Here is a 22,777-nt window from a genome sequence, read left to right as displayed (position 1 = left end):
GTTGCCCAAGCACGTCCACCGCACCCCTTTCTATTTTCAGCCAGCTGTCCTGCTCGACGGACCTCAAGTCCTGCCCTGTCTGACCGACACACTATCAAGCGCCTGCCACGCGTGGCGCCCAACCGTTTCAGTCAGCCCGCCGCGCATTGAGCCAGGAGCCCTCCTTTGACGCTGTCCATCGAACAGAGCCTGTCGCGCAAGCTACTGCGTGCGGTACTGCTGTCCGCGCTCGTCATTGGCGTCGTGCTCAGCTGCTCGCAAATCGTGTTCGATGCCTACAAGGTGCGCCGTAACCTCGACGCCGACGCACAGCGCATCCTCATGATGTTTCGCGACCCCTCCACGCAGGCCATCTACAGCCTGGATCGTGAAATGGCTATGCAGGTTCTCGAAGGCTTACTCCGCCACGATGCAATCCGACAGGCGAGCATTGGTCAGGATGGAGAGACGCCCCTGGCCGAAAAGGCACGCCCACTTTCAACGAACCGTACCCGCTGGATCACCGACCTGCTGCTCGAGCCACAGCGCGTATACAGCATTCGCCTGGAGGGCCGCCCACCGTACAACGAGCACTACGGTGACCTCGGTATCACCCTCGACACTGCGACCTATGGCCGGGAGTTTCTTCGGGATTCGATGGTGATCATGCTGTCCGGGATGCTGCGCGCGCTGGCCATGGCGCTGATACTGTATTTCATTTATCAATGGCTGCTAACCCGCCCGCTGGCAAAGATGGTTCAGCATCTGGCGAAGATTGACCCGAGCCGCCCGGCTGACCACATGCTTCCCATGATCCAGGGCCACGAGAAGAACGAACTCGGGCAATGGGTCAACAGTGCGAACAAGCTGCTCGCCTCCATCCAACAAGCGAACGAGATGTGTCGTGAAGCCGAGGACAGCCTGCATCGCCTCTCGCTGCACGACTTCCTCACCGGCCTCGCCAATCGCCAGCAGTTTCAGGCGCAGCTCACCGGGATGATCGAACGTTCGGCACAGCGCAAGCGTCGTGTAGCTATCCTTTGCGTGGGCCTGGATGATTTCAAGACCATCAATGAGCGCTACAGCTACAGTACTGGCGATCAACTACTCGTCCGCCTGGCTGACCGACTACGTGCCTTGCAAGGCAGCATGGGCGCACTCGCGCGATTGGGCGGCGATCAGTTCGCGCTGGTCCAGGCGGATATCGAACAGACCTATGAAGCCGCCGACCTCGCCCAGCGTGTGCTGGACTCGCTCGATCAGCCGTTCCTGATCGGTGATCAACAGGTACGCCTAAGCGCCACGATCGGCATCACGCTCTTCCCGGACGACGGCGACCTCGCCGAGGCCCTGCTACAGAAGGCCGAGCAGACCATGACGCTGGCCAAGACGCGCTCCCGACATCGCTACCAGTTCTACATTGCGAGCGTTGACAGCGAGATGCGCCGTCGCCGCGAACTGGAAAACGACCTCAAGGACGCCACTTGCCGAGGCGAGATGCACCTTGTGTATCAACCGCAGGTCGACTACCGGACCAAGCGGGTGTGTGGCGTGGAAGCCTTGATCCGCTGGCAGCACCCCCAATACGGCTTCGTTCCGCCAGACCAGTTCATACCGATTGCTGAGCAGAGTGGCAGCATCCTGCAGATCGGAGAATGGGTACTGGACCAGGCTTGCCGACAACTTCGCGAGTGGCGTGATATTGGCCTTTCAGTTCGGATGGCAGTGAATCTTTCGACCGTTCAACTTCGCCATGCCGAGTTGCCTCGCCTCGTCGACAATATGATCCAGGCCTATCGCCTGCCCGCTGGCACCCTGGAGCTGGAAGTCACTGAAACCGGCCTGATGGAAGACGTAGCGGCAGCAACCGAGCACCTCGCGGCCCTCCGGCGCGCGGGCGCACTGATCGCCATTGATGATTTCGGGACAGGCTATTCATCCCTGAGTTACCTTCGAAGCCTTCCACTCGACAAGATCAAGATCGACCGCAGCTTCGTGAATGACCTGCTGCAGGACGAGGACAGCGCGACTATCGTGCGCGCGATCATCCAGCTGGCGCGCAGCCTCGGCCTTCAGGTGATCGCCGAAGGGGTTGAGGTCGAAGATCAGGAAGCCTACATCGTGGCGCAGGGCTGCAATGAAGGTCAGGGTTATCTGTACAGCAAGCCGTTACCCGCTCAGGATTGTCTGCAGTACCTCAAGCAACACGGTCATTCACTGCAGTCGGTCGAAGCCTGACAGCGGCACGCCCATACTCGGCAGAACCCTTTTCAAAAATGAAAATCTTTCGCATTATGTTACGGCTTCCTATTTGCGCTTAGCATAAGCCACTTCATTGCAAAGGATTTCGCCAAGATGACCCGTACGCCTCTGGTGTCCGCTAGCCTGCTCGCCGTTGCCATTGCTCTCGCCGGTTGCGGCGAGGACAAGAAAGAAGCCCCCACCCAACAGCAGAGCGCAGCGCCTGCCGAACAAAGCGCAGCACCGGCGGCAACTAGCACCAATGCCGCTTACGATGAAGCGGCGGCCCAGGCAGTCGTCAAGCATTATGCAGATATGGCGCATGCGGTATTCAGTGATGCCACCACCACTGCGCAAAAGCTTCAGCAGGCGGTTGACGCCTTCCTGGCCAACCCGACTGCGGATACGCATGAAGCCGCCAAGAAAGCTTGGGTCGCCGCCCGGGTCCCTTACATGCAAAGCGAAGTTTTCCGCTTCGGCAACACCATCGTCGACGACTGGGAAGGTCAGGTGAACGCCTGGCCGCTTGATGAAGGCCTGATCGACTACGTGGACTCGACCTACGAACATGCCTTGGGCAACCCGGCTGCAAGTGCGAACATCATCGCCAACACCGAGATACAGGTCGGCGAAGACAAGATCGATGTTTCGAACATCGACGGCGAACTGCTCGCCAGCCTGAACGAGCTAGGCGGCTCCGAAGCTAACGTCGCGACCGGGTACCACGCCATCGAGTTCCTGCTGTGGGGCCAGGATCTAAACGGTACCGGCCCAGGCGCCGGCGAACGTCCGCACACCGATTATGTCGAGAGAGAGGGCTGCACGGGCGGCCACTGTGATCGCCGCCGCGCCTACCTGAAGGCCGTCACGGACCTGCTCGTGGACGATCTCGAGGAAATGACCGCGCAGTGGGCACCCAATGATAGCGAAAACTATCGCGCAACCCTCGAAGGCGAATCCGTCGACAATGGCTTGCGCAAGATGTTCTTCGGCATGGGTAGCCTGTCCCTGGGCGAACTCGCTGGCGAGCGAATGAAGGTCGCGCTGGAAGCCAACTCTACCGAAGACGAGCATGACTGCTTCAGCGATAACACTCACAACTCGCACTACTACAACGGCCTTGGCATCCGGAACGTATACCTGGGCGAGTACAAAGCCGTCGACGGCAAGACGCTCAGCGGCCCGAGCCTGTCTTCGCTGGTCGCAAAGGTGAACGCCGATGCAGACAAGACGCTGAAGGCCGACCTGCACGACACTCAAGCCAAACTGCAGAAGCTCGTGGATTCGGCGAATAACGGGCGGCATTTCGATCAGCTGATCGCAGCGGACAACACCGAAGGTCAGCAGTTGGTGCGCGATGCGATTCAAGCCCTGGTGAAGCAGACGGGCGCCATCGAAAGGGCCGCTTCAGCGTTGACCGTGGCCGACCTGAACCCGGACAACGCCGATCACGAGTTCTAAATCAGTCGGGGCCATAACGCCCTGGCGCTTTCTTGCAAGCGGCGCTTCGTGTGCCGCTTGTTCATGTCCGCCCCCTCTTTCTGTGTGACTGCGTTCATGCACCGCTGCTGCCTCGTCCTGCTCACCGTACTCCCCCTTGCGGCCTGTGATTCCAGCGTACCGAACATGCCGGTACAACCCGGCGAGGCCATGTCGGGCGGAGCGACAACGGTCGCACGTCAGGATGAACGCGCGTTTCGCATGCCACTGGCGAATCTCGAGCCGGAACGTCGGTTGGATTTTGCCGTCGGGAACAGCTTCTTCCGGAGTCCGTGGGTCATCGCGCCTTCGACCACGACGGCACGGGATGGACTGGGTCCACTGTTCAATACCAATGCCTGCCAGAACTGCCATATCAATGATGGGCGCGGGCATCCGGCATCCATGGACGACACCAATGCCGTCTCCATGCTGGTACGCATTTCGTTGCCGGATGCAGCCGGACCACCCGAGACACTCGCAACGCTCGGCGTGGTACCGGAGCCGACCTATGGCACTCAGTTGCAGGATATGGCAATACCAGGCGTGCCCCCTGAGGGCCGCGCTCGGCTGGAGTGGCAGTCATCCACGATCGCGTTCGCGGACGGCCATACCGTCGAGCTTCGTGCGCCTCGCCTCCATATCGACCGGCTGGGCTACGGAGCCCTGCACCGTGATACACAATTTTCAGTCAGGATTGCCCCGCCGATGGTCGGACTGGGCCTGCTCGAGGCCATCCCCGAATCGGCCATCCGAGCCAACGCCGACCCTGAAGATAAAAATGGCGATGGCATATCCGGCCGGCCAAACGAAGTCTGGGACCTGACCGAACAACGTACCCGGCTGGGTCGCTTTGGCTGGAAAGCCGGACAGCCGAGCCTCAATCAACAAAATGCCCACGCGTTCTCGAACGACATGGGGCTTACAACGACGTTACTGCCCCACGATGAATGCACCGAGCGGCAAGTCGAGTGCCGGCAGGCCCCCAATGGTGGCGAGCCCGAGGTAGCCGACAACATTCTCGCCAGTGTGCTGTTCTATACCCGAAACGTCGCCGTACCCCAGCGCCGTGACGTAGCCAACCCGAAGGTGCTGGCTGGCAAGACACTCTTCCACCAGGCAGGCTGCGCCGGCTGCCACACGCCCAGTTTCAGGACCGGGCTCGATGCTGCACAGCCGGAACTGGCCAACCAACTCATCTGGCCCTACACCGACCTGTTGCTCCATGACATGGGAGAAGGCCTGGCGGATGGCCGCAGCGAGTTCCAGGCTACCGGACGCGAGTGGCGCACCCCTCCGTTGTGGGGAATTGGCCTCACAGAGATCATCGGCGGCCGTAGCGAATTCCTGCATGATGGCCGCGCCCGCACCCTGCTCGAAGCTATTCTTTGGCACGGCGGTGAGGCCACCTGGGCCCGCGATCGCGTATTGACCTTCGATGCCGAGCAGCGTGCCGCGCTGCTCGCGTTCCTGCAGTCCCTATAAGGAGCCCACGATGTTCCGCCCCAAGCTATTACTGACCAGTCTGGCAATCGCACTGGGCGCCTGCGCACCCCAGGATCCTCAGGCAGTGACCAGCGCGGCACTCGCCGAGCAGGTCATCCTACCGAGCTACAGTCGCTGGGCCGAAGCCGATCAGGCGCTAGCCAGCAGCGCGCTTGCCTATTGCTCAGGCAAGGAGGATCTCGAGCAGGCACGACAGGCGTTCCTGGCGGCACAGCGTGCCTGGGCAGAGCTGCAACCGCTGTTAATCGGGCCGATGGCCGAAGGCAACCGCGCCTGGCAGGTCCAATTCTGGCCCGACAAGAAAAACCTGGTCGCACGGCAGGTCGAGCAGCTGATCAAGGCTGATACCCCTATCGACGAGTCGTCTTTGGCCAACGCCAGTGTGGTCGTTCAGGGACTCAGCGCCTACGAATACATCCTGTTCGACAGTAACGTGGAACTGGCGGATTCGGAGACGCGCGCCCGCTATTGCCCGCTTCTCGAGGCGATTGCAGAACACCAGCGCAGCCTGGCTGATGAGATCCTTGCGAACTGGAAAGCCAAGGAAGGCATGCTCGATCAGATGAGCCGCTTCCCGAATGCCCGATATGCGGAATCCAGTGAAGCGATCTCCGATCTGTATCGTGCGCAGGTCACCGCGTTGGACACCTTGAAGAAAAAGTTGGGCGCCCCGCTGGGCCGCCAGAGCAAAGGCATTATCCAGCCGTATCAGGCCGAGGCCTGGCGAAGCCACGCATCTCTCGCCAGCATCGCGGCCAGCCTCAACAGTGCGCGACAATTGTGGGAGGGACATGAGCAGAACAAAGGCCTGAACGCATTGCTCTCCGCCGACCACCAACCGCTTCGCCAACAGGTCGACGACGCCTACGCACAAGCTCAGTCACACCTGGGTGCGCTGCAGCCCCCACTGGATGCCCTGCTCAAGAGCGAAGACGGCCGAGCCCAGCTTTCACGGTTCTACGATTCGCTCAACGTACTACACCGTCTGCACCAGACCGATCTCGCCCGCGCGCTCAACATTCAGATCGGTTTCAACGCCAACGACGGAGACTGAGACCCATCCCATGCCAAACGCCCTGCTCGCTAAGCTTCTGACGATATTCCGTCCTATCCGAAATGTTCATGCCCTGTTGCTCTCGGCGCGAGACGACGCCGATGGCCGCCACTATGTGGTTGGCTATCGACTGGATGGTGAAGAAGCGTTCGCTACGCAGGTCCCACTGCGGTGCCACGCCATAATCGAACACCCGACCGAGCCACTGGCGCTCTATTTCGCACGACGCCCTGGCAGACAGAGCTACCTGATTGACCTACGCGACGGCACGCTGCTGCAAACGCTGGACAGCGAGCCAGACCGGCACTTCTTCGGCCATGGCGTGTTCGACAGGGCGGGCGAATACCTGTATGCCACCGAAAACGACACCACTGACCCCGGGCGTGGCTTGCTTGGGGTATATGCCTATCGAGACAGGTGCCTACAGCGCGTTGGTGAGCGTTCGACCCACGGCCTCGGCCCGCACGAAGTCTGCTGGATGCCAGACGGCCAGACCTTGGTCGTGGCTAACGGCGGAATTCGCACGGAAGCCGAAAGCCGTGTTGAGATGAACCTGGATGCGATGGAGCCGAGCCTCGTACTGATGCGGCCTGACGGCACGCTGCTAAGCAAGGAAACGCTGGCTCAAGCGATGAACAGCATCCGCCATCTCGACGTAGGCCGTGACGGCACGATTGCCACATGCCAGCAGTACATGGGTGATGCGGACGAGGTTGCCCCCTTGTTGGCGATCAAACGTCCCGGCGGCCGGTTGGAGCCTTTTCCGGTAGGCGAAGCGCAGCGGCGTGCGATGGGCCAGTACACGGCAAGCGTAGCCATCCATAGCGATCTGCGCTTAGTGGCTGTCACCGCTCCGCGCGGTAATCGCTTCTTCGTCTGGGACCTGGACACCGGGGCGCTTCGGCTGGACGTGCATATGCCGGATTGCGCAGGCGTAGGCGCCGTCGACAATGGATTCGTAGCGACGTCGGGACAAGGCCGGTGCCGAATGTACGACTTCAGCAAGGGCGAGGCTGTCGGTCGGCCCCTCGAGCTACCCTCAGGCTGGTGGGACAATCACGTACGGATGCCGGCTTGCTGATCAGTACCCGCGCCCACCCTGCGCCATGCCGAACATGAAGAGCAATATATCGGCCGACGGACTTGCCGCAGCAGTGCCGACACGAAGGGTAGTTATCGGGCAAAGCGCTTCGCCTGGCGCCGCGCAGCTCACCACGGCTGGCCGAGGCGGGTACCAAGCCGAAGCGGCATAGGCAGTAAGAACTAATGCCATGGCGACGAACAGTGTTCTTGTAGTTATGCTTTTCATGGATCGAGGCCCGATTCGCTTTGAGTGAACATCGACTGATAAAAGTAGGTCAGCTTTTCCCATTCGCCAGCAGAGAGCGACGAGTGGCGTTTGAGCTGACCCAGGTCATTTTGCGATGCGCGCCTCGCGGACAGTCTGCGCCGGCACTTTTCAAGGTCGATGAGCGCAATTTCCACCTCGGCGCTGTCGCTCATCCCCATCACCCGAACGAAGACATGCTTGCCGTAGAGGCAGCCATGTTGCCAGCGTCCACGGTGCATCCTCGCCAGTGTGTATGCCAAATGTTGCAGCAACTTTTCACGGACGGCCTTGCCTTGCCGCTCGTGTTCGCCACTGGTGATCCACTCGTTCAGGTCCACGAAGCCTTCTAACGCTTCGGTTACCAGCAAACCATGCCACCCCTGTTCCGTTCGTGTCGCCCCGCAGAACACAAGATGCGGTACGCGGACCCCTAATCGTTGCAGGCCGAATAGGGCCTCCCGCTCGCGAAGAACGGTGGGCTGGCCAAACGGGTGCAGGAAGTCACGATAGGTATGGCCAACCTGACGCTTGGCATATAGCAGGCGACCGCCTCGCTCGATGCGCTGAACGCCGCTATAGCCGCCCCGCCGCTGGTTGGGTTTTTCCACCCATAGCCCCTGCCGACGCCACCAGTCACCGAAGCCGAAGCGTGGCTGCGCTCCGCTCAACCATTCGGAGCTCATTTCAGACGTCCTTCTTCAGCACATAGACCCGCCACATGGCATACATGGGCAGAAAGTCGAAGTAGCGATGAATCCGAAAGCCCGCCATGCGGAACTCGCTTTCCACGGTGCTGGCTGGCACCACGTAGCGGTTCTGGTAGGCCGCGTCATCCTTCGACCGCCGGGCCTCCAGGCGCTTGCGACGCCACGCCTTGAAATTTCCGTCGACCCACAACGACACGATCACGCTATCACGCGTGACGCGGTGGAACTCCCGAAGCATGGTGAGGCGATGGTCAGCATTTCCCACGTGATGAAGCAGTCGCATGCAGAAGATGCTGTCCACTGCACAATCGGGCAGTGAAATGTCGAATGCCGAGGTGTGGAGCGGCCGGATACGTTTGACGATCTCTGGAGGCTGGGTCTGAAGGGCGACATCAATCATCGCCGGCGAATTGTCCGCACCAATGATCACACGGCTGCGTTTTTCCGCCAGCACAGGCCAGAAACGGCCCGCACCACAAGGAAGATCCAGAACCAGGCCCGGCTCTCCGGCGATCGCCAGTGCACGGCGTGCCAAGTACTCGTCGCGGCGATGAGACATCTGACGCCAGAAGCCGGCATGATGTTTTTCCTCGTATTGACGCGCGTGTTCTTCGTTGTACTTACGCGAGAATTCGAGTTCCACAGGGTCGTTCATATTGGTAGAGCTCCCAGATACTGTGGGGAAGGCTACCGATAGGGCTGTCAACGACCGGTCATGGAGATGTTAAAAAAACGTCAACTGCTTGCCACGATATCGACGTCATTCAGTGACACGCGGAAGCAGCAGCCACCCGCCTCGCTCGGCTCGAGCGAAACCGTCCACCCCTGGTTTTCGCAGATTCGCTGGACAAGCGACAGTCCAAGGCCCAGCCCCTCCCCTCGGCGCTCGTCGCTGGCTCGCACAAAGGGCTGGAAAATCGCCTCGCGCTGGGATTCGGGGATGCCCTTTCCGCTGTCTTCGACTGAAAAGCTTGTTGCTGAAATGACGAGTTTGATATGGCCCTGCTCGGTGTAGTGCCAGGCATTACGTAGCAAGTTGCCCATGACTGAACGCAAGAACGGCGCGTTATACATCTCTGCGCGCGCTGGATGGTCCTGGTAAATAAATGTTAGCCCCTTGGACTCGATCGGCTCGCGCCACTGGGATGCGAGGTCATCCGCCAGCGCCGACAGCGTGGTCTGCGGGGACAGCCGAGCATCGTCATGCTGGGTCCGCGCGAGCAGCAGGAAGGTCTGCACCAGCACCCGCATTTCTTCACAGGCCCGCGCCATCCGGCTGATTTGAGCCCGTGCACGCGCATCCAGTGCGGGATTTTCCAGTAGCAGTTCGCACGAGCTTGCCATCACCATCAATGGTGTCCGCAGCTCATGACTGACGTCGCTGGTAAACAGCCGCTCCCGTGTCAGCACGTTACGCAGCCGCCCTAGGGTGTCATCGAACGCTGCCGCCAGCTGGCCAACTTCGTCCTGGGTGTAATCGGTTGCCAACGGCGGCGCCAGCGTCAGCATCTGATCCCGATGGCGCACCTGGCTGGCCAGGCGAACAACCGGTGCCATCACATGACGTGCAACGAGCCAGCCTAATACGGCAGACAGCAACAGACTAGCGATAAAGCCGCAGAGGACCACTGCGAACAGTACCTGTTCGCGCTCCTCGAAGCCGCTTTGATCCTGCATCAGTACATATTGCCGGCCATCCACTCGCTCAACCATCGCATGGAATGCTCGGTCTTCTCGAAACACTTCATGGAAGCCTGGCGACAGGTTCTTCACATCGTCCGGCAACTGGAAGTCGCCCTGGCCGCCATCAAAATAGAAGATCTGGTCCATCTGCGGACGCGTCCGCCATTCATCCATGCTGTCCATGCGAAGGATCCGGTTCAGATCCCCGCCCAGCTCGGTGGTGATGAGGCGTTCTTCAATAAGATGGACGATGTTGACGATGCCGACCGCGAAAGATCCGGCCACAAGGGCCGTCAACAGGACGAAGGCAATGACGATCCGCCGAGCGAGGCTTTGCTTAAACTCCAACGGGGCTCTCCACCAGTCGGTAGCCCAGTCCATGCACGGTCTGCAGCAGAGCCGTGGGGAACGGCTTGTCGATGACTTGGCGAAGCTGATGGACATGACTTCTCAAGCTGTCGCTGTCAGGACAATCATCCCCCCAAAGCGCCTCCTCAAGCACCTCGCGGCGCACGACATGCGGGCTCTTCTGCATGAGCACGGCCAGAAGCTTCAGGCCAACAGGGTTGAGCTTCAGGGCTTTACCCGCGCGCGTGACTTCGAGCGTGTCCAGGTCGTAGGACAGGTCGCCAATGGCAAGGACGCGCTTGCCACCCCCCTGCGAGCGGCGCAGCACCGCCTCGATGCGCGCGGCCAGTTCGGACAGGGCAAACGGTTTGATGAGGTAATCATCCGCACCACTACGAAAACCCTGAAGGCGGTCGTCGAGCTGATCACGCGCTGTCAGCATGATCACGGGTGTGTCCCGCCGCGCATCTTCGCGCAGACGCTGGCACAGCGTGTAGCCATCCAGCCCGGGAAGCATGATGTCCAGAACCAAAAGATCGTAGTGCTGCGTCGCTGCCAGGTGTAGCCCGGACAGGCCGTCCTGGGCGCAGTCGACGCTGTAGCCCTTGATGCTCAGGTAATCGAGCATGTTGGCCAGGATGTCCTTGTTGTCTTCTACCAGAAGGATGCGCATATCAGTCTCCCCTACCGCCGCGGAATGATGGCATGCCGCTGTGATGCCTGGCTGCTTTTGACGGTTTTTTCATGCCCTTTGTCTGAATCATCGGCATCGATCCCCGCCAGTGCAAACGAAGCCTGTACCAAAACGAAAAAACCCCGCCGAAGCGGGGTTTTTCCTGACGGGGCGTCGATTACATCATGCCGCCCATGCCGCCCATGCCGCCCATGTCAGGCATGGCAGGGGCCGGCTTGTCTTCGACGACCTCGGCGATCATCGCCTCGGTGGTGATCATCAGACCACCGATCGAGGATGCAGCCTGCAGCGCGGAACGAGTGACCTTGGCCGGATCCAGGATACCCATTTCGATCATGTCGCCGTACTCGTCGGTAGCAGCGTTGAAGCCGTAGTTGCCCGAACCCTGCTTGACCTTGTCGATCACGACGCTTGGCTCGCCACCAGCGTTGGAAACGATCTGACGCAGTGGCGCTTCGACCGCGCGACGCAGCAGTGCGATACCGACGTTCTGGTCTTCGTTGGCACCCTTGAGCTCGGAGATGGCCTGCAGCGCGCGAACCAGCGCGACACCACCGCCAGGAACCACGCCTTCTTCGACCGCAGCGCGGGTGGCGTGCAGGGCGTCTTCGACGCGTGCCTTCTTCTCTTTCATCTCGACCTCGGTACCTGCACCGACCTTGATTACCGCAACACCGCCGGCCAGCTTGGCCAGACGCTCTTGCAGCTTCTCACGATCGTAGTCGGAGGATGTCTCTTCGATCTGCTTGCGGATCTGAGCAACACGCGCCTCGATGTCGGGCTGCTGACCAGCGCCGTCGATGATGGTGGTGTTTTCCTTGTTCAGCACGACGCGCTTGGCGTTACCCAGGTGCTCCAGGGTGGTGCTTTCCAGGGACAGGCCGACTTCTTCGGAGATGACGGTACCGCCAGTGAGGATCGCGATGTCCTGCAGCATGGCCTTGCGGCGGTCGCCGAAGCCAGGCGCCTTGACCGCGGCAACCTTCACGATGCCACGCATATTGTTGACGACCAGAGTCGCCAGCGCTTCACCTTCGACGTCTTCAGCCACGATCAGCAGCGGACGACCAGCCTTGGCAACGGCTTCGAGAACCGGCAGCAGTTCGCGGATGTTGGAGATCTTCTTGTCAACAAGGAGCAGCATGGGGCTGTCCAGCTCGGCAACCATGGTGTCCGGCTTGTTGATGAAGTAAGGGGACAGGTAGCCACGGTCGAACTGCATGCCTTCTACGACGGACAGTTCGTTTTCCAGGCCCGAGCCTTCTTCAACGGTGATGACGCCTTCCTTGCCGACCTTTTCCATCGCTTCAGCGATGATCTGGCCGATGGACTCGTCGGAGTTCGCGGAGATGGTGCCCACCTGAGCGATGGCACGGCTGTCAGCGCATGGCTTGGACAGGTTCTTCAACTCGGCGACGACGGCGATGGTGGCCTTGTCGATGCCGCGCTTGAGGTCCATCGGGTTCATGCCGGCAGCGACGGCCTTCAGACCTTCGTTAACGATGGCCTGAGCCAGAACGGTAGCAGTCGTGGTGCCGTCACCGGCTGCATCGTTGGCCTTGGAGGCAACGTCCTTGACCAGCTGAGCGCCCATGTTCTCGAAGCGATCTTTCAGCTCGATTTCTTTCGCAACGGATACGCCGTCCTTGGTAATGGTCGGAGCGCCGAAGCTCTTTTCCAGAACGACATTACGGCCTTTTGGGCCCAGTGTGGCTTTGACTGCGTCAGCAAGAACGTTGACGCCAACCAGCATTTTCTTACGAGCGGAATCGCCGAATTTGACTTCTTTAGATGCCATGTTGATAGATCCTCAATACTTGAGATTAAACGGAGATTCGCGTGATCAGGCTTCGATGACCGCGAGGATTTCGTTCTCGCCCATCACCAGCAGATCTTCACCATCGACCTTCACGGTGTTGCTGCCCGAGTAAGGGCCGAACACCACCTGGTCACCGACCTTGACGGCCAGCGGGCGAACTTCGCCGTTGTCCAGAACGCGACCGGTACCGACAGCGACGATCTCGCCACGGTTAGGCTTCTCGGCAGCGGAACCCGGCAGCACGATGCCGCCAGCGGTCTTGGTCTCTTCTTCGCTGCGACGAATGACGACGCGGTCATGCAGAGGACGAAGCTTCATTATCGATCTCTCCCAACTTGAGTTTTAACGACCGGTGACGGCACCGGTTATCCTTGAGTCCGGCAGGGCCGGGGCGCGGTCCGCAAAGCGCACCGCAGAAATGCAGCCTGTCAGTCGACAGTAACCTTTCGGTGTCCGCTACATGTGGGCGCTACAAACCTTTTCAAGGGCGCCGCACATTTTTTTTCGCGGCGACGAGCATTCATTGGTCGCGTTTCTCGTACTCGCCTTCAATAACGTTCGGACGAGCATTGCCGCGGTGCGGCTGCGGGTCGTCCTGAAACGCGCGCTGCCGGACCGTTTGCGCGTCCGCGCGCTGTTTGAGGCGATCGATGACCAGTCCGCGCGTGAATGGCAGCAGGCAGAACAGCCCTGCGACGTCACTGATGAAGCCCGGCAGCATCAGCAGCAGGCCGCCAATCGCGACCATCAGTCCTTCGAGCATCTCCCGATCGGGAAGCTCGCCGCGCGCCAGGCGCTCACGAGCGCGGAGCGCTGTGGCGACTCCGGCAAAACGCAACAACCCCGCACCGACAATCGCCGATACGACAATAAGCAGCAGTGTCGCCAGCACCCCGATCATGCTGCCGACCTTGATGAGGACGGCAAGCTCGATCACCGGAAAGAGCAGGAACAACAGGAAGAAAAAACGCATCGGTAATTCCTAAGTGAGCGCTTGAAAGGCAATAGGTGACGCCGCAAGGACCACAATTCAAGCCCCGAACCTGAACGGGGTGTTAACGGATGCTTCATTGCGGTGACGGCCCACCAATAAAAAGCCCCGCATTGCGGGGCTTTTTGATCGAGGGATTACCAGCCTACGCCAAAACCGATCAGATAGCGCGTCTCGTCCAGCTCGCCGTCCGAACCGCCTTTGACCAGATCACGCTCGGCCCGCATGTTGAGCGACGCCCAGTCAGTGACCTTGTAACGAAGGCCTACTTCTGCATCGAGCGCATAGTCGGCCACATTGTCGAGCGGACGGCTCAGCTCGCCGTTGGTGAAAAACTCGAACGTCTTGCCCACAAGGTAGCGGTTGTACTTCCACTTACCGGCGACGGAGTATAAGTGCGTGGTTTCGCCATTGGAGAACTCATACTCGTTCTGGTTAACGAGACCGGTGAGGGAGAATGCGCCCAGCTCGTTGTCCCAGAACTGATAGCCCGGGCCGGTACCCAGAGTGCGCTGGCGGGAGACATCCTCCACCTTGTCACGCTTGTAATCCAAACGGCCCTGCCAGAACCACTGCTCGTCGATGAACCGATCGAGGGCGTAGGCCAGGGTGTAGTTGTCAGTGGTGGTTTCCTGATCGGTCGCTTCGCGGTTGTAGTCGAGTCGGCCGTTGTGCCGCCAGAGACCATGACGGGCTTCGGTGCGCGCCTTTACGTTGTAGTCATCGGTGTCGCTATCGGCACGCTTGTAGTCGAGCGATGCGTCGATGTTGCCCTTCCAGACGAAGTCCTGCACGATCGGCCGCGGCCGCATGATCTGCGAGATGCTGGCCAGCTCGACCGTTTCTGGCTCGGCGCCGTTATGCAGCGTGACCTTGCCCGACTCGGCACGACCAAGTGTCTTGGAGACCTCGCCACTGTTTGGGCGATCACCATCCTTGACTAACAACTCCCGATCGGTCTCAAGCGTTGCAACCTTGCTCCAGTCCAGAGGAATCGAACCGCCATACTCGGTTTCGACCATCAGCTTTCCGCTATCCAGTAGCGTTACGGTTCCAGTAATACGGTCACCATTCTTGAGCCAAACCGTGTCGGCATAGGAATAGGACGACACGGCACAGATGGCCACGCAAAGCAGGCGTCTGGGTAGCATTTGAGAATCAGGACCTCGATGCAGAAGAGAAAGCGACTCATTATCCGGGCCGCGATTGAACTGACAATCCTTGACCCAAGCCGGTAAGATCAGTTCCGTATTTCTGAACCTAAGCTGAACGAGAGCGCACCCCATGCAAGCCAGCGCCATTACTGCGTGATCGACCCGCGCTTCACTTCGGACAGCCGTTCGTCGGCGGGGCTCGATCCGCGCCGCCAGGCGCTCTTCCAGGTACTAGGTGCGATCCCGGCCGGCAAGGTCACCAGTTATGGCGCGTTGGCGGCCATGGCCGGGCTGGGACGTGCCGCTCGATGGGTGGGTCGCGAGTTGTCCAGGCTCCCGGATGGCAGCGCCCTGCCCTGGCACCGTGTCGTCGGCGCGAGCGGCCGGCCAAGTCTGGCAGAAGGAACACCCTCTGGCGCCGAGCAACGAGCACGCCTACGCGCCGAAGGCGTCATCCTTCACAACGACCGCATCGACATGCGTCGTCATGGCTGGCGTCCCCATGAGCACAGCGGTTAGAGTGCGCGCTTTGCATGCGATCGCGTAACCCTCATGTCTCGTAAAATCTGGCGCGAAGCGCTCGACGCTTATGCCAGCCCCGTGACACTGGCGCTGCTTCTGCTGGGCTTCGCTGCAGGCCTGCCGTACATGCTGGTGTTCTCCACACTTTCCGTCTGGCTGCGAGAAGCTGGCGTCGCACGCGACACCATAGGCTTCGCCAGCCTGATCGGCCTGGCCTATGCTTTCAAATGGGTCTGGGCCCCCATGCTCGACCAATGGCGACTGCCCTGGCTGGGCAAGCTGGGACGTCGTCGGTCGTGGCTCGTGCTGTCCCAGATCCTGGTCGCAATTGGCCTTGCCGGCATGGCCGCCAGTGATCCACAGACCAACCTCAAGCTACTCATTGCCCTTGCGGTCATCGTTGCGTTCGCCTCCGCAACCCAGGACATAGCCGTCGACGCATACCGTCTCGAAATCGCCGACGACAGTAGACAGGCCGCGCTCGCCGCGGCCTACATGACGGGCTATCGCGTGGCCGCGCTACTCGCCACTGCCGGGGCACTCTACTTCGCCGAATGGTTTGGCTCCGAGAGCTTTGCCTATCGTCACGAAGCATGGGCGAATACCTACATATTGTTCGCCCTACTGATGCTGCCGGGGCTCATGACGAGCCTTTGGATGAAAGAACCCAAGCTGGCACCGACTCAACTGACGGGCGTGCGCTACGGTTTCTTGCATCAAATGCTGTCTGTGCTGACGTTGATCGTCTTGCTGATTTCGGTACCGGCACTCTTCACCCAGCTCTACAACACCGACTTCGATAGCGTGATCGCCGGCGAAGCGACGCTGGTCGATCTTGTACTGGAAGACCGCGCCTTTCTCCGCGCCATTCTTTATGCGGTGCTGACCAGCGTCTGCCTGTCGAACATGGGCCGGCACAGCCTGGCGCCGGTACTTACCCCGATAAGCGACTTCATCCAACGCTATCGCTGGCAAGCGCTCCTGCTGCTCGGGCTCGTGGCGACCTATCGCATGTCGGACACCGTCATGGGGGTTATGGCGAACGTGTTCTACATCGATCAGGGCTTCACCAAGGACCAGATCGCCAGCGTCAGCAAGCTCTTCGGCCTCGTCATGACATTGCTCGGCGCAGGTGCAGGCGGCGTCTTCATCATTCGCTTCGGCATCATGCCTATCCTGTTCGTGGGCGGACTGGCTTCGGCAGCCACCAACCTGCTCTTCGTCATGCTGGCGGGGATGGGGCCTAACCTGAACATGCTGATCATCGCGATCTCCTGCGATAACTTCAGCTCAGGACTCGCGACAGCTGCCTTCGTGGCTTACCTGTCGAGCCTTGCAAACCTGCAGTTTTCGGCAACGCAATACGCCCTCCTCAGCTCCATCATGCTGTTGCTGCCGCGTCTGCTGGGTGGATACTCTGGCGTGATGGTGGAACGCTTCGGCTACGGGCACTTCTTCCTGATCACCGCAATCCTCGGTATTCCGACGCTGATTCTCATCCTTTGGCAATGGCGTCTCGACCGTCGCGCTGCCGGAGAAGCACCCGTAGGCACAAATCTGGAAAACCAGCAGCCACCTGCGGTAGCTGAGCTTGGTCACGCGCCCCGCAACGGGCGGGAAGGTTGAAACTGCCGAGAGCGCCGGGCGCATTGCACACCCGGCGGTTATCGCTTACTGAACGCCTGGCAGCGGCTTCAGGTTGACTTCAACACGGCGATTTTGCGCGCGACCCTCAGCCGTTGCGTTGCTGGCAATAGGCTGGTCCGGACCAGCCCCACGCGTACTGACGCGGCTCATATCCACACCTTGTGCGCCCAGGTAATTGGCGACGCTCTGCGCACGGCGCTGAGAGAGGTCCATGTTGTGCTGGCGAGAACCCGTGCTATCGGTGTAGCCGATGACTTCAATGCTGTTCTGATTGAACTGCTTGAATGAGGATGCAAGGTTGTTCAGCGGGGCGTAGAAGTTGCTCGCAATGTTGGACGAGTCGGTCGCAAACGTGATGTTGCCTGGCATGATCAATTTGATGTCGTCACCCTGGCGCTGTACTTCAACGCCGGTGCCTTGCATCTGGCGACGCAGCTCGGCTTCCTGGCGATCGGCGTAATAACCGTAGCCTGCGCCCGCTGCACCCGCGACGGCAGCACCGATCAAGGCGCCCTTACCGCGGTTGTTGTGGTCAATGGCCGCGCCGGCAACAGCACCTGCCAGCGCACCGATACCACCATAGGTCGCCGTACGGTTTCCGCCCTGCGCCTGAGGCTGGTCATAAGGATTTCCACCGCCGGCGCAACCCGCCAGAAGAGCGACGGCGGTGCCGGAAAGGATCAGGCGGGATAACGTTTTCATCTACAACTCCTATCTAGGCCTTATCGGACAAGGTCATAAGCGCTGAATGACTCGGCAGAACCGATCAACCAGCCCGGACAAACGGGTTTTCGCGCATTTCATCGCCGAGCCGGGTTTCCGGACCATGGCCAGTCACCACGACAGCGTCTTCATCCAGCGTGTACAACCGCTGCTTGATAGACCGCTCGATCGTCGCGTAATCACCACCCCACAAATCCGTGCGACCCACTCCACGGCGGAACAAGGTATCGCCCGCAATCAATAGCTTAGCTTCGGGAAACCAGAAGCTCATCGATCCGGGCGTATGACCAGGCGTGTGCAATGCCACGCCGCAACCGCAGGCCAGTGCCTCGTCATCGGCTAATGGTAGGTCCGGAGCAGGAACCGGGGTGTACGGTACCCCGAACATCCGGCACTGCGTTTCCAGGCCATCCCATAGAAAGCGGTCCTCGGGATGAAGATGCAGCGTGGCGCCGGTCAGCTCCTTGAGCCGGCCCGATGCCAGGAAATGGTCCAGATGCGCGTGGGTGTGAATGATGCTGACCAGTTTGAGGCCAAGCGCCTCGAGGCGGGCGACGATCATCTCCGGCTCGCCGCCTGGATCGACCACAATGGCTTTCCTGCTGACAGGATCACCGATGAGTGTGCAGTTGCATTGCAGCGGGCCGACGGGAAAGGTCTCGCGAATCAACGCGGTGGGCCGCTCAGCCATACCAGAATCTTCGAGGGAATCAATCATGGGCGCATGATGGGCCAAGATTTCAGACCGGATCAAGCACCGTTCCGCTGTCAGGCGAGACCGAGTCGCCATTACTGAGGATGATCCGGCCATATTGACCAAGGGAGATTGCGCCTAGCGCGTCGATGAGCGCCTGCTGCTCGAGCGCTGCCAGTTCCGCCTGAACGGAGACGCCTTGGGAGGGCGCTTGACCCGCCTGCACGTACTGCCACGCCTGGTCAGCCTGGCGCTGCCAGCCAGGGTCCGCCGTCATACGGGTGCGGATCTGGTCAACAAGCACCGCGCTCGGCACGTCGAACCGGCTCAGAAAGGTCTCGATATGGCCCAACAGCATGTGGGCATCTGCGTGTGGCGATTGGATGGCGAACAGCAGGCCGCCCTGCCCGTTGATGCGGCGATAACCGCTGAACACCGCATAGCCCAGCTGCAGTTCGACACGCATCCGCTGATAGAACGGCCCTTCGATGAGTCGGGCGAGCAACTGCCAGCCTGCTTCCTCGGCCCCCGTAGCCGGATGAGCACAAAACATCAGCACTGCAGTGTCGTCGTCATTGGCAGGCAGCGTGATCCACTGGGACGTGAGGGGCGTGGCGCTCGGCACTGTCCTGGCTGGCAATACCGATAGCGTCTGGGAAAGGCCGGGCGCCAGTGGGTCAGCGGTACAAACGAGTACGCTCCAACCCGGTGCGTCAGGTCGACGCCCAACATGCTCCGACAGCGCACCAAACAGACGCTTTATGGGCATCGCTTCCGCCCGAGGGGCGACAGCCCTATCGGCCCGCGCGGGTTGCAACATTGGCAGAAGCCCCCTCACAACCGAGTCCATGAGACGGGCTCGCCCTTCCAACTTGAACCCCAGCCCGGAGCCGGACAGCCGGCTCAATTCCAGTCCATGCTCAGAGGCATGCCACGCCAAACGGTCGAACGCATGCTCCATCGCTGGCGAACGCCAGCCGACATCGGCCTGTAAGTACAGAACCGCCCACCCCGTCGGCATGCGGAGGGTCAACTGCGACACCTTCAGCGGCCCGTTGCCGGCTGCCGGCATCCGCTCAATGGCGGGCTTGCATGGGGTTGATAAAGCAAGCGATGACCTATGAGCTGAAGGACCAGGGCACGTCCATCGCTCGGCCTCGAACGGGAACCCGTCAGATGGCCAAGGCGCCATTGCTTCAAGTGTGCCCCGGATCATCCAGACATCGCCAGCGCCGGTACCCGTGAGGGCCACAGGCGCCGATTGCTGCGTAGCAATATGCGCCCGAATACGCTCGATCGGTGTATGCCCTGGCAGTCGCCTGTTCCCTGCCAGGCGTGCGCGCCTAGCCCAATCCTCCTGGTGCTCATCCAGGCATGCCAACCATTCGGATGCACAGGCTGCAACGTCCCCAGCCAGCGAATCGCTATCCCTATCGAGTGGGACTTCGACCAGCCAAAGCCAACGATCGGGCTGTACCCATACACGGCGCGCGTCAGCCTGCCTCGCCAAACCTTTCGCCCGTAACAGCCGGGTCAGGCCCTGCTCCAGGGGAGACCGAACCAATCGCTCGAAGGAGGGGTTGAAGCGGCTTGCGACTTCGAACACCAGCGTCAGACAGGGCGTTGGCTGACGCATCTTGAGCGCCCGGTGCCGCGGCGGCCCTACCGCTATCGCCGGGCAACGCGCCTTCGGTATCTCATCGGGCAGTGACTTGAAAAAATTGCGGGCCAATTTGGCCTGGGCCGACAGTTCCAGTGGCCCCGCCAGGTAAAGCTCAACATTCCGCCGGATATGCGCGCCGCGACGATAATCGCTCAGGGCATGCTGAAATGCGAGCTCTTCGACCGGCAACGTGTCTCGATTGCCGGCAAAAAAGCGCGCCAGTGGCGAGCCGGCGGCGGACATGGCACCGAGCGCCGCATCACGTTGTGTCACCGCATCAGCGCTGCGTGCAAGAAATTCGGCATGCAGCACTTCGCGCTCACGCTGTTGGCCTTCAATGTCAGGTAAAGGTTTGAGCAAGAGATCCTGCAAGCGCAGCAGTGCGTCGGACAAAAACGTTACGGGCACCTGAAAGAAGAAGTCAGTGTGGAAGGACTGGGTCGACGCATTTACCTCACCACCGCAGCCTTGCACGAACCGCATGAAACCGTCGTCGCCGGTAAACCGGCCGGCGTCGAGGAAAAGCAGGTGCTCGAGGAAGTGGGCCAACCCCGGATAGCCGTCTGGCTCGTCATGCGATCCCCGTCGTACACGCACCCATGCACTGGCCAGTGCCTCCTCGGGCAGCACCAGTACATGTGCATGCGCGCCTTCGTACGGCTCGATGGTGTGGAACGTCATTCGTTATCTGCCTCCGACGAAGCCAGGAGTGCGCAGCGTAGTTCGAGGGGCGCGCGGGTCGCGTCGAACTCAGAAATCCAGACCGATGCTCAGAGAAACGAAATCCCGGTCGACCAGGGTGTTGTATCGCCCGCCGAAGAACGTCGAGTACGCCACCGCTGCGCGGTACGTGTTCTGATACACCGCATCGAGCCCCAGCGAAACGGCCTTGGCGCCCTCATTGAAAGACCCGTTGGGCCCATAGCCGTTGACGTCGTGCGACCAGGCCACGTTGGGTTTGAACACGGTCCGCTGCACGAGGTTGGGATACTCCCAAACCGCTTTCATTCGGTAGCCCCATGCGTTCGAGGTCACGAACCCGTCATTTTCACAGTAACGCGCCACATTGCGGCCCGCCCCGCCGAGGGTCACAGTATTAAGCCCCACACAGCCTGCATCCGCCAACGGTCCGGGACCATATACGGGGTCACGACCGAACCGCCCGCCACGGTTGGACACGCCTGCGGTGTGGACCCAGGCGGCTTCCCCGAGCAGGGTCAGCCGCTCGGCGCCCATGATGTTGTCCAGTGTCTGCTCGATCCCGCCCTGCAATTGGGTGACCTCGAGGCGCCGATAACCCTTCAGATCGCCCCCAGCAGAGGCCCGAAGCGGCGATATGGATGGATCGTCGAGGGCGAAGGCAGCGTTTGCCAGATCGACGCCATTCAGCGCAACCGGCGCGTTCGGTCGATAGCTCAGCTCGCTTCGCCAGGTCGTCCCGGTGGCGGTCTGTTTCGAAAAGGTCAGGCCATAGAGGCGGATGTCCTCCGGATACTCGCTGTAGTAACGACTACCTGCCGCCACTGTGGCGATACCACCGGCATAGGCGCCAGCGGGCGCAGTAGTGCCGCTCAGCATGGCATCCCGGCTGTGGTAATTGGCCACATATATGCCCAACTCGGCATCGAGGGGCGCCAAATAATAGTGCGAGGCCAATCCCCACTGCCCGCCATTGCGCGCATTGCGAGTCTTGCCACGAGCAACCGTTACCGGTACGCCGCCAGCGTCATAGGAAAGCCCGGCGCTACAGCCCTGGGGAGCAATGTCTGATTCAGCGAAGAACGTACCGCAGTTCTCATCAACGGACCGATCCCATTCGAGCGCGTAAAAGCCGTCAATCGAGAGGTTGTCGGTCAGGTTCTGGGAAGCATAGGCCATGTTCACCGGGAGCGCGCCGGCCTGTCGAAGCGTGCCTGGCCGGCGATACGCAGAACGCTCCACCGGATTGACGATATCCAGGCCGTTCTGGAAGAAAACCCCTTCCCCCCAATTGACCACTTGCTTGCCCAAGCGAATCTGGCCTGGCTGATCCTGAAGGCGATAGTGATGGTAGAAATAGGCGTCAAGCAGCGCTGCGCCAGAGGCCTGTGCGAGACGGTCACGGCCACTGTCACTGATATTGAGGTGGCGTCGGCTTTCGTCCTTCTGCTCAAAGTCGTACCAATAACGGCCGCTCAGGTAAACGCCGGAGTCGCCGTACTTCAGTTCAAGCCCGTGCCAGCCGGTGAAGCGTTTGCTGAACGGTTCACCCTGCTTGAAGTTGAGGCGCCCGGCGTCGCCGGTGCTTGCCAGTCCTCGTCCGCCGTTCTCAACGCCGATCAGGTTTCGATCACGGGAGGCCGTTCCCCAGGCCGACTCGACCGTCAGCGATGTATCCAGCTGCGCATCAACCGTACCGATATTGAAGACGACCGCGTGTGCCGGTGCTGAGATGGCGAAGGCAATACCCACCGCCAGCGGGCGTACAGCCCTGACAAGGCCGCCTTCATCAGTCCTCACACTAGAGCGTTCCACTTGCCTTTCACCCACGCGCTACCGCCAGT

Annotated in this window: 19 protein-coding genes; 7 read left to right on the top strand and 12 right to left on the bottom strand. The window is 60.6% G+C overall.

Translation table 11 applies throughout. From position 1 onward, the window contains the following. Window positions 1-165: 165 nt before the first annotated feature. The 5 genes from ACY8D3_RS03305 to ACY8D3_RS03285 all read left to right on the top strand — a co-directional run bounded on the left by ACY8D3_RS03305 (window position 166) and on the right by ACY8D3_RS03285 (window position 7,340). Window positions 166-2,217 carry a putative bifunctional diguanylate cyclase/phosphodiesterase gene (locus tag ACY8D3_RS03305; RefSeq protein ID WP_462381602.1) on the top strand — a complete coding sequence of 684 codons (2,052 nt, stop codon included), beginning with the start codon at window positions 166-168 and terminating at the stop codon, window positions 2,215-2,217. Window positions 2,218-2,334: 117 nt separating this feature from the next. Then, a complete protein-coding gene (locus ACY8D3_RS03300; protein ID WP_462381601.1) occupies window positions 2,335-3,681 on the top strand; it encodes an imelysin family protein in 1,347 nt (448 codons plus the stop codon). A gap of 96 nt (window positions 3,682-3,777) precedes the next feature. Beyond that, entirely contained in the window at window positions 3,778-5,184 is a 1,407-nt protein-coding gene (locus ACY8D3_RS03295; protein WP_462384220.1) for a di-heme oxidoreductase family protein, read from the top strand. Between the two features lie 10 nt (window positions 5,185-5,194). After that, entirely contained in the window at window positions 5,195-6,259 is a 1,065-nt protein-coding gene (locus tag ACY8D3_RS03290) for an imelysin family protein (RefSeq protein ID WP_462381600.1), read from the top strand. A 10-nt stretch (window positions 6,260-6,269) separates the two neighbouring features. Then, on the top strand, window positions 6,270-7,340 hold the full coding sequence (locus ACY8D3_RS03285) for a DUF1513 domain-containing protein (protein WP_462381599.1): 1,071 nt from the start codon (window positions 6,270-6,272) through the stop codon (window positions 7,338-7,340). Between the two features lie 224 nt (window positions 7,341-7,564). Here ACY8D3_RS03285 and ACY8D3_RS03280 read toward each other — a convergent pair whose 3' ends face one another. From ACY8D3_RS03280 to ACY8D3_RS03245, 8 genes are all read right to left on the bottom strand, one after another. Further along, complete coding sequence (locus ACY8D3_RS03280) at window positions 7,565-8,272, bottom strand: lipopolysaccharide kinase InaA family protein (RefSeq protein ID WP_462381598.1); 708 nt, start codon at window positions 8,270-8,272, stop codon at window positions 7,565-7,567. Window position 8,273: 1 nt separating this feature from the next. Continuing rightward, the gene (locus tag ACY8D3_RS03275) at window positions 8,274-8,951 is read right to left on the bottom strand and encodes a class I SAM-dependent methyltransferase (protein ID WP_462381597.1); all 678 of its coding nucleotides are present in this window, start codon (window positions 8,949-8,951) and stop codon (window positions 8,274-8,276) included. An 80-nt stretch (window positions 8,952-9,031) separates the two neighbouring features. After that, window positions 9,032-10,327: a sensor histidine kinase gene (locus tag ACY8D3_RS03270; protein ID WP_462381596.1), complete on the bottom strand. Its 1,296-nt coding sequence runs from the start codon at window positions 10,325-10,327 to the stop codon at window positions 9,032-9,034. Next, complete coding sequence (locus ACY8D3_RS03265) at window positions 10,317-11,000, bottom strand: response regulator transcription factor (protein ID WP_462381595.1); 684 nt, start codon at window positions 10,998-11,000, stop codon at window positions 10,317-10,319. The genes ACY8D3_RS03270 and ACY8D3_RS03265 overlap by 11 nt, the downstream gene beginning before the upstream one ends. A gap of 178 nt (window positions 11,001-11,178) precedes the next feature. Then, the gene (groL, locus tag ACY8D3_RS03260; RefSeq protein WP_462381594.1) at window positions 11,179-12,819 is read right to left on the bottom strand and encodes a chaperonin GroEL; all 1,641 of its coding nucleotides are present in this window, start codon (window positions 12,817-12,819) and stop codon (window positions 11,179-11,181) included. Window positions 12,820-12,864: 45 nt separating this feature from the next. Further along, window positions 12,865-13,158 carry a co-chaperone GroES gene (locus ACY8D3_RS03255; RefSeq protein WP_462381593.1) on the bottom strand — a complete coding sequence of 98 codons (294 nt, stop codon included), beginning with the start codon at window positions 13,156-13,158 and terminating at the stop codon, window positions 12,865-12,867. 202 nt (window positions 13,159-13,360) lie between these two features. Then, the gene (locus ACY8D3_RS03250; protein WP_462381592.1) at window positions 13,361-13,813 is read right to left on the bottom strand and encodes an FxsA family protein; all 453 of its coding nucleotides are present in this window, start codon (window positions 13,811-13,813) and stop codon (window positions 13,361-13,363) included. Between the two features lie 155 nt (window positions 13,814-13,968). Next, complete coding sequence (locus ACY8D3_RS03245; protein WP_462381591.1) at window positions 13,969-14,982, bottom strand: DUF481 domain-containing protein; 1,014 nt, start codon at window positions 14,980-14,982, stop codon at window positions 13,969-13,971. 159 nt (window positions 14,983-15,141) lie between these two features. Between ACY8D3_RS03245 and ACY8D3_RS03240 the strand changes: the two genes are divergently transcribed. After that, window positions 15,142-15,504 carry an MGMT family protein gene (locus tag ACY8D3_RS03240; protein ID WP_462384219.1) on the top strand — a complete coding sequence of 121 codons (363 nt, stop codon included), beginning with the start codon at window positions 15,142-15,144 and terminating at the stop codon, window positions 15,502-15,504. A gap of 33 nt (window positions 15,505-15,537) precedes the next feature. Continuing rightward, window positions 15,538-17,133, top strand: a complete 1,596-nt coding sequence (locus tag ACY8D3_RS03235) for an AmpG family muropeptide MFS transporter (protein WP_462381590.1) — start codon at window positions 15,538-15,540, stop codon at window positions 17,131-17,133. Window positions 17,134-17,178: 45 nt separating this feature from the next. On the opposite strand, the gene ACY8D3_RS03230 is transcribed toward ACY8D3_RS03235, so the two are convergent. From ACY8D3_RS03230 to ACY8D3_RS03215, 4 genes are all read right to left on the bottom strand, one after another. Continuing rightward, window positions 17,179-17,856, bottom strand: a complete 678-nt coding sequence (locus ACY8D3_RS03230) for an OmpA family protein (RefSeq protein WP_462381589.1) — start codon at window positions 17,854-17,856, stop codon at window positions 17,179-17,181. Between the two features lie 64 nt (window positions 17,857-17,920). Next, window positions 17,921-18,568, bottom strand: coding sequence for an MBL fold metallo-hydrolase (locus tag ACY8D3_RS03225; RefSeq protein ID WP_462381588.1), 648 nt, complete (start codon window positions 18,566-18,568; stop codon window positions 17,921-17,923). 49 nt (window positions 18,569-18,617) lie between these two features. Next, window positions 18,618-20,915: a pyrroloquinoline quinone biosynthesis protein PqqF gene (gene pqqF, locus ACY8D3_RS03220; RefSeq protein ID WP_462381587.1), complete on the bottom strand. Its 2,298-nt coding sequence runs from the start codon at window positions 20,913-20,915 to the stop codon at window positions 18,618-18,620. Window positions 20,916-20,984: 69 nt separating this feature from the next. Then, window positions 20,985-22,733 carry a DUF1302 domain-containing protein gene (locus ACY8D3_RS03215; RefSeq protein ID WP_462381586.1) on the bottom strand — a complete coding sequence of 583 codons (1,749 nt, stop codon included), beginning with the start codon at window positions 22,731-22,733 and terminating at the stop codon, window positions 20,985-20,987. Window positions 22,734-22,777: the final 44 nt, after the last annotated feature.

The sequence above is a fragment of the Pseudomonas sp. Marseille-QA0892 genome, assembly GCF_054950135.1.
Note: the sequence above shows the minus strand (reverse complement) of the source record. Positions and strands in the feature narration are given on the sequence as shown.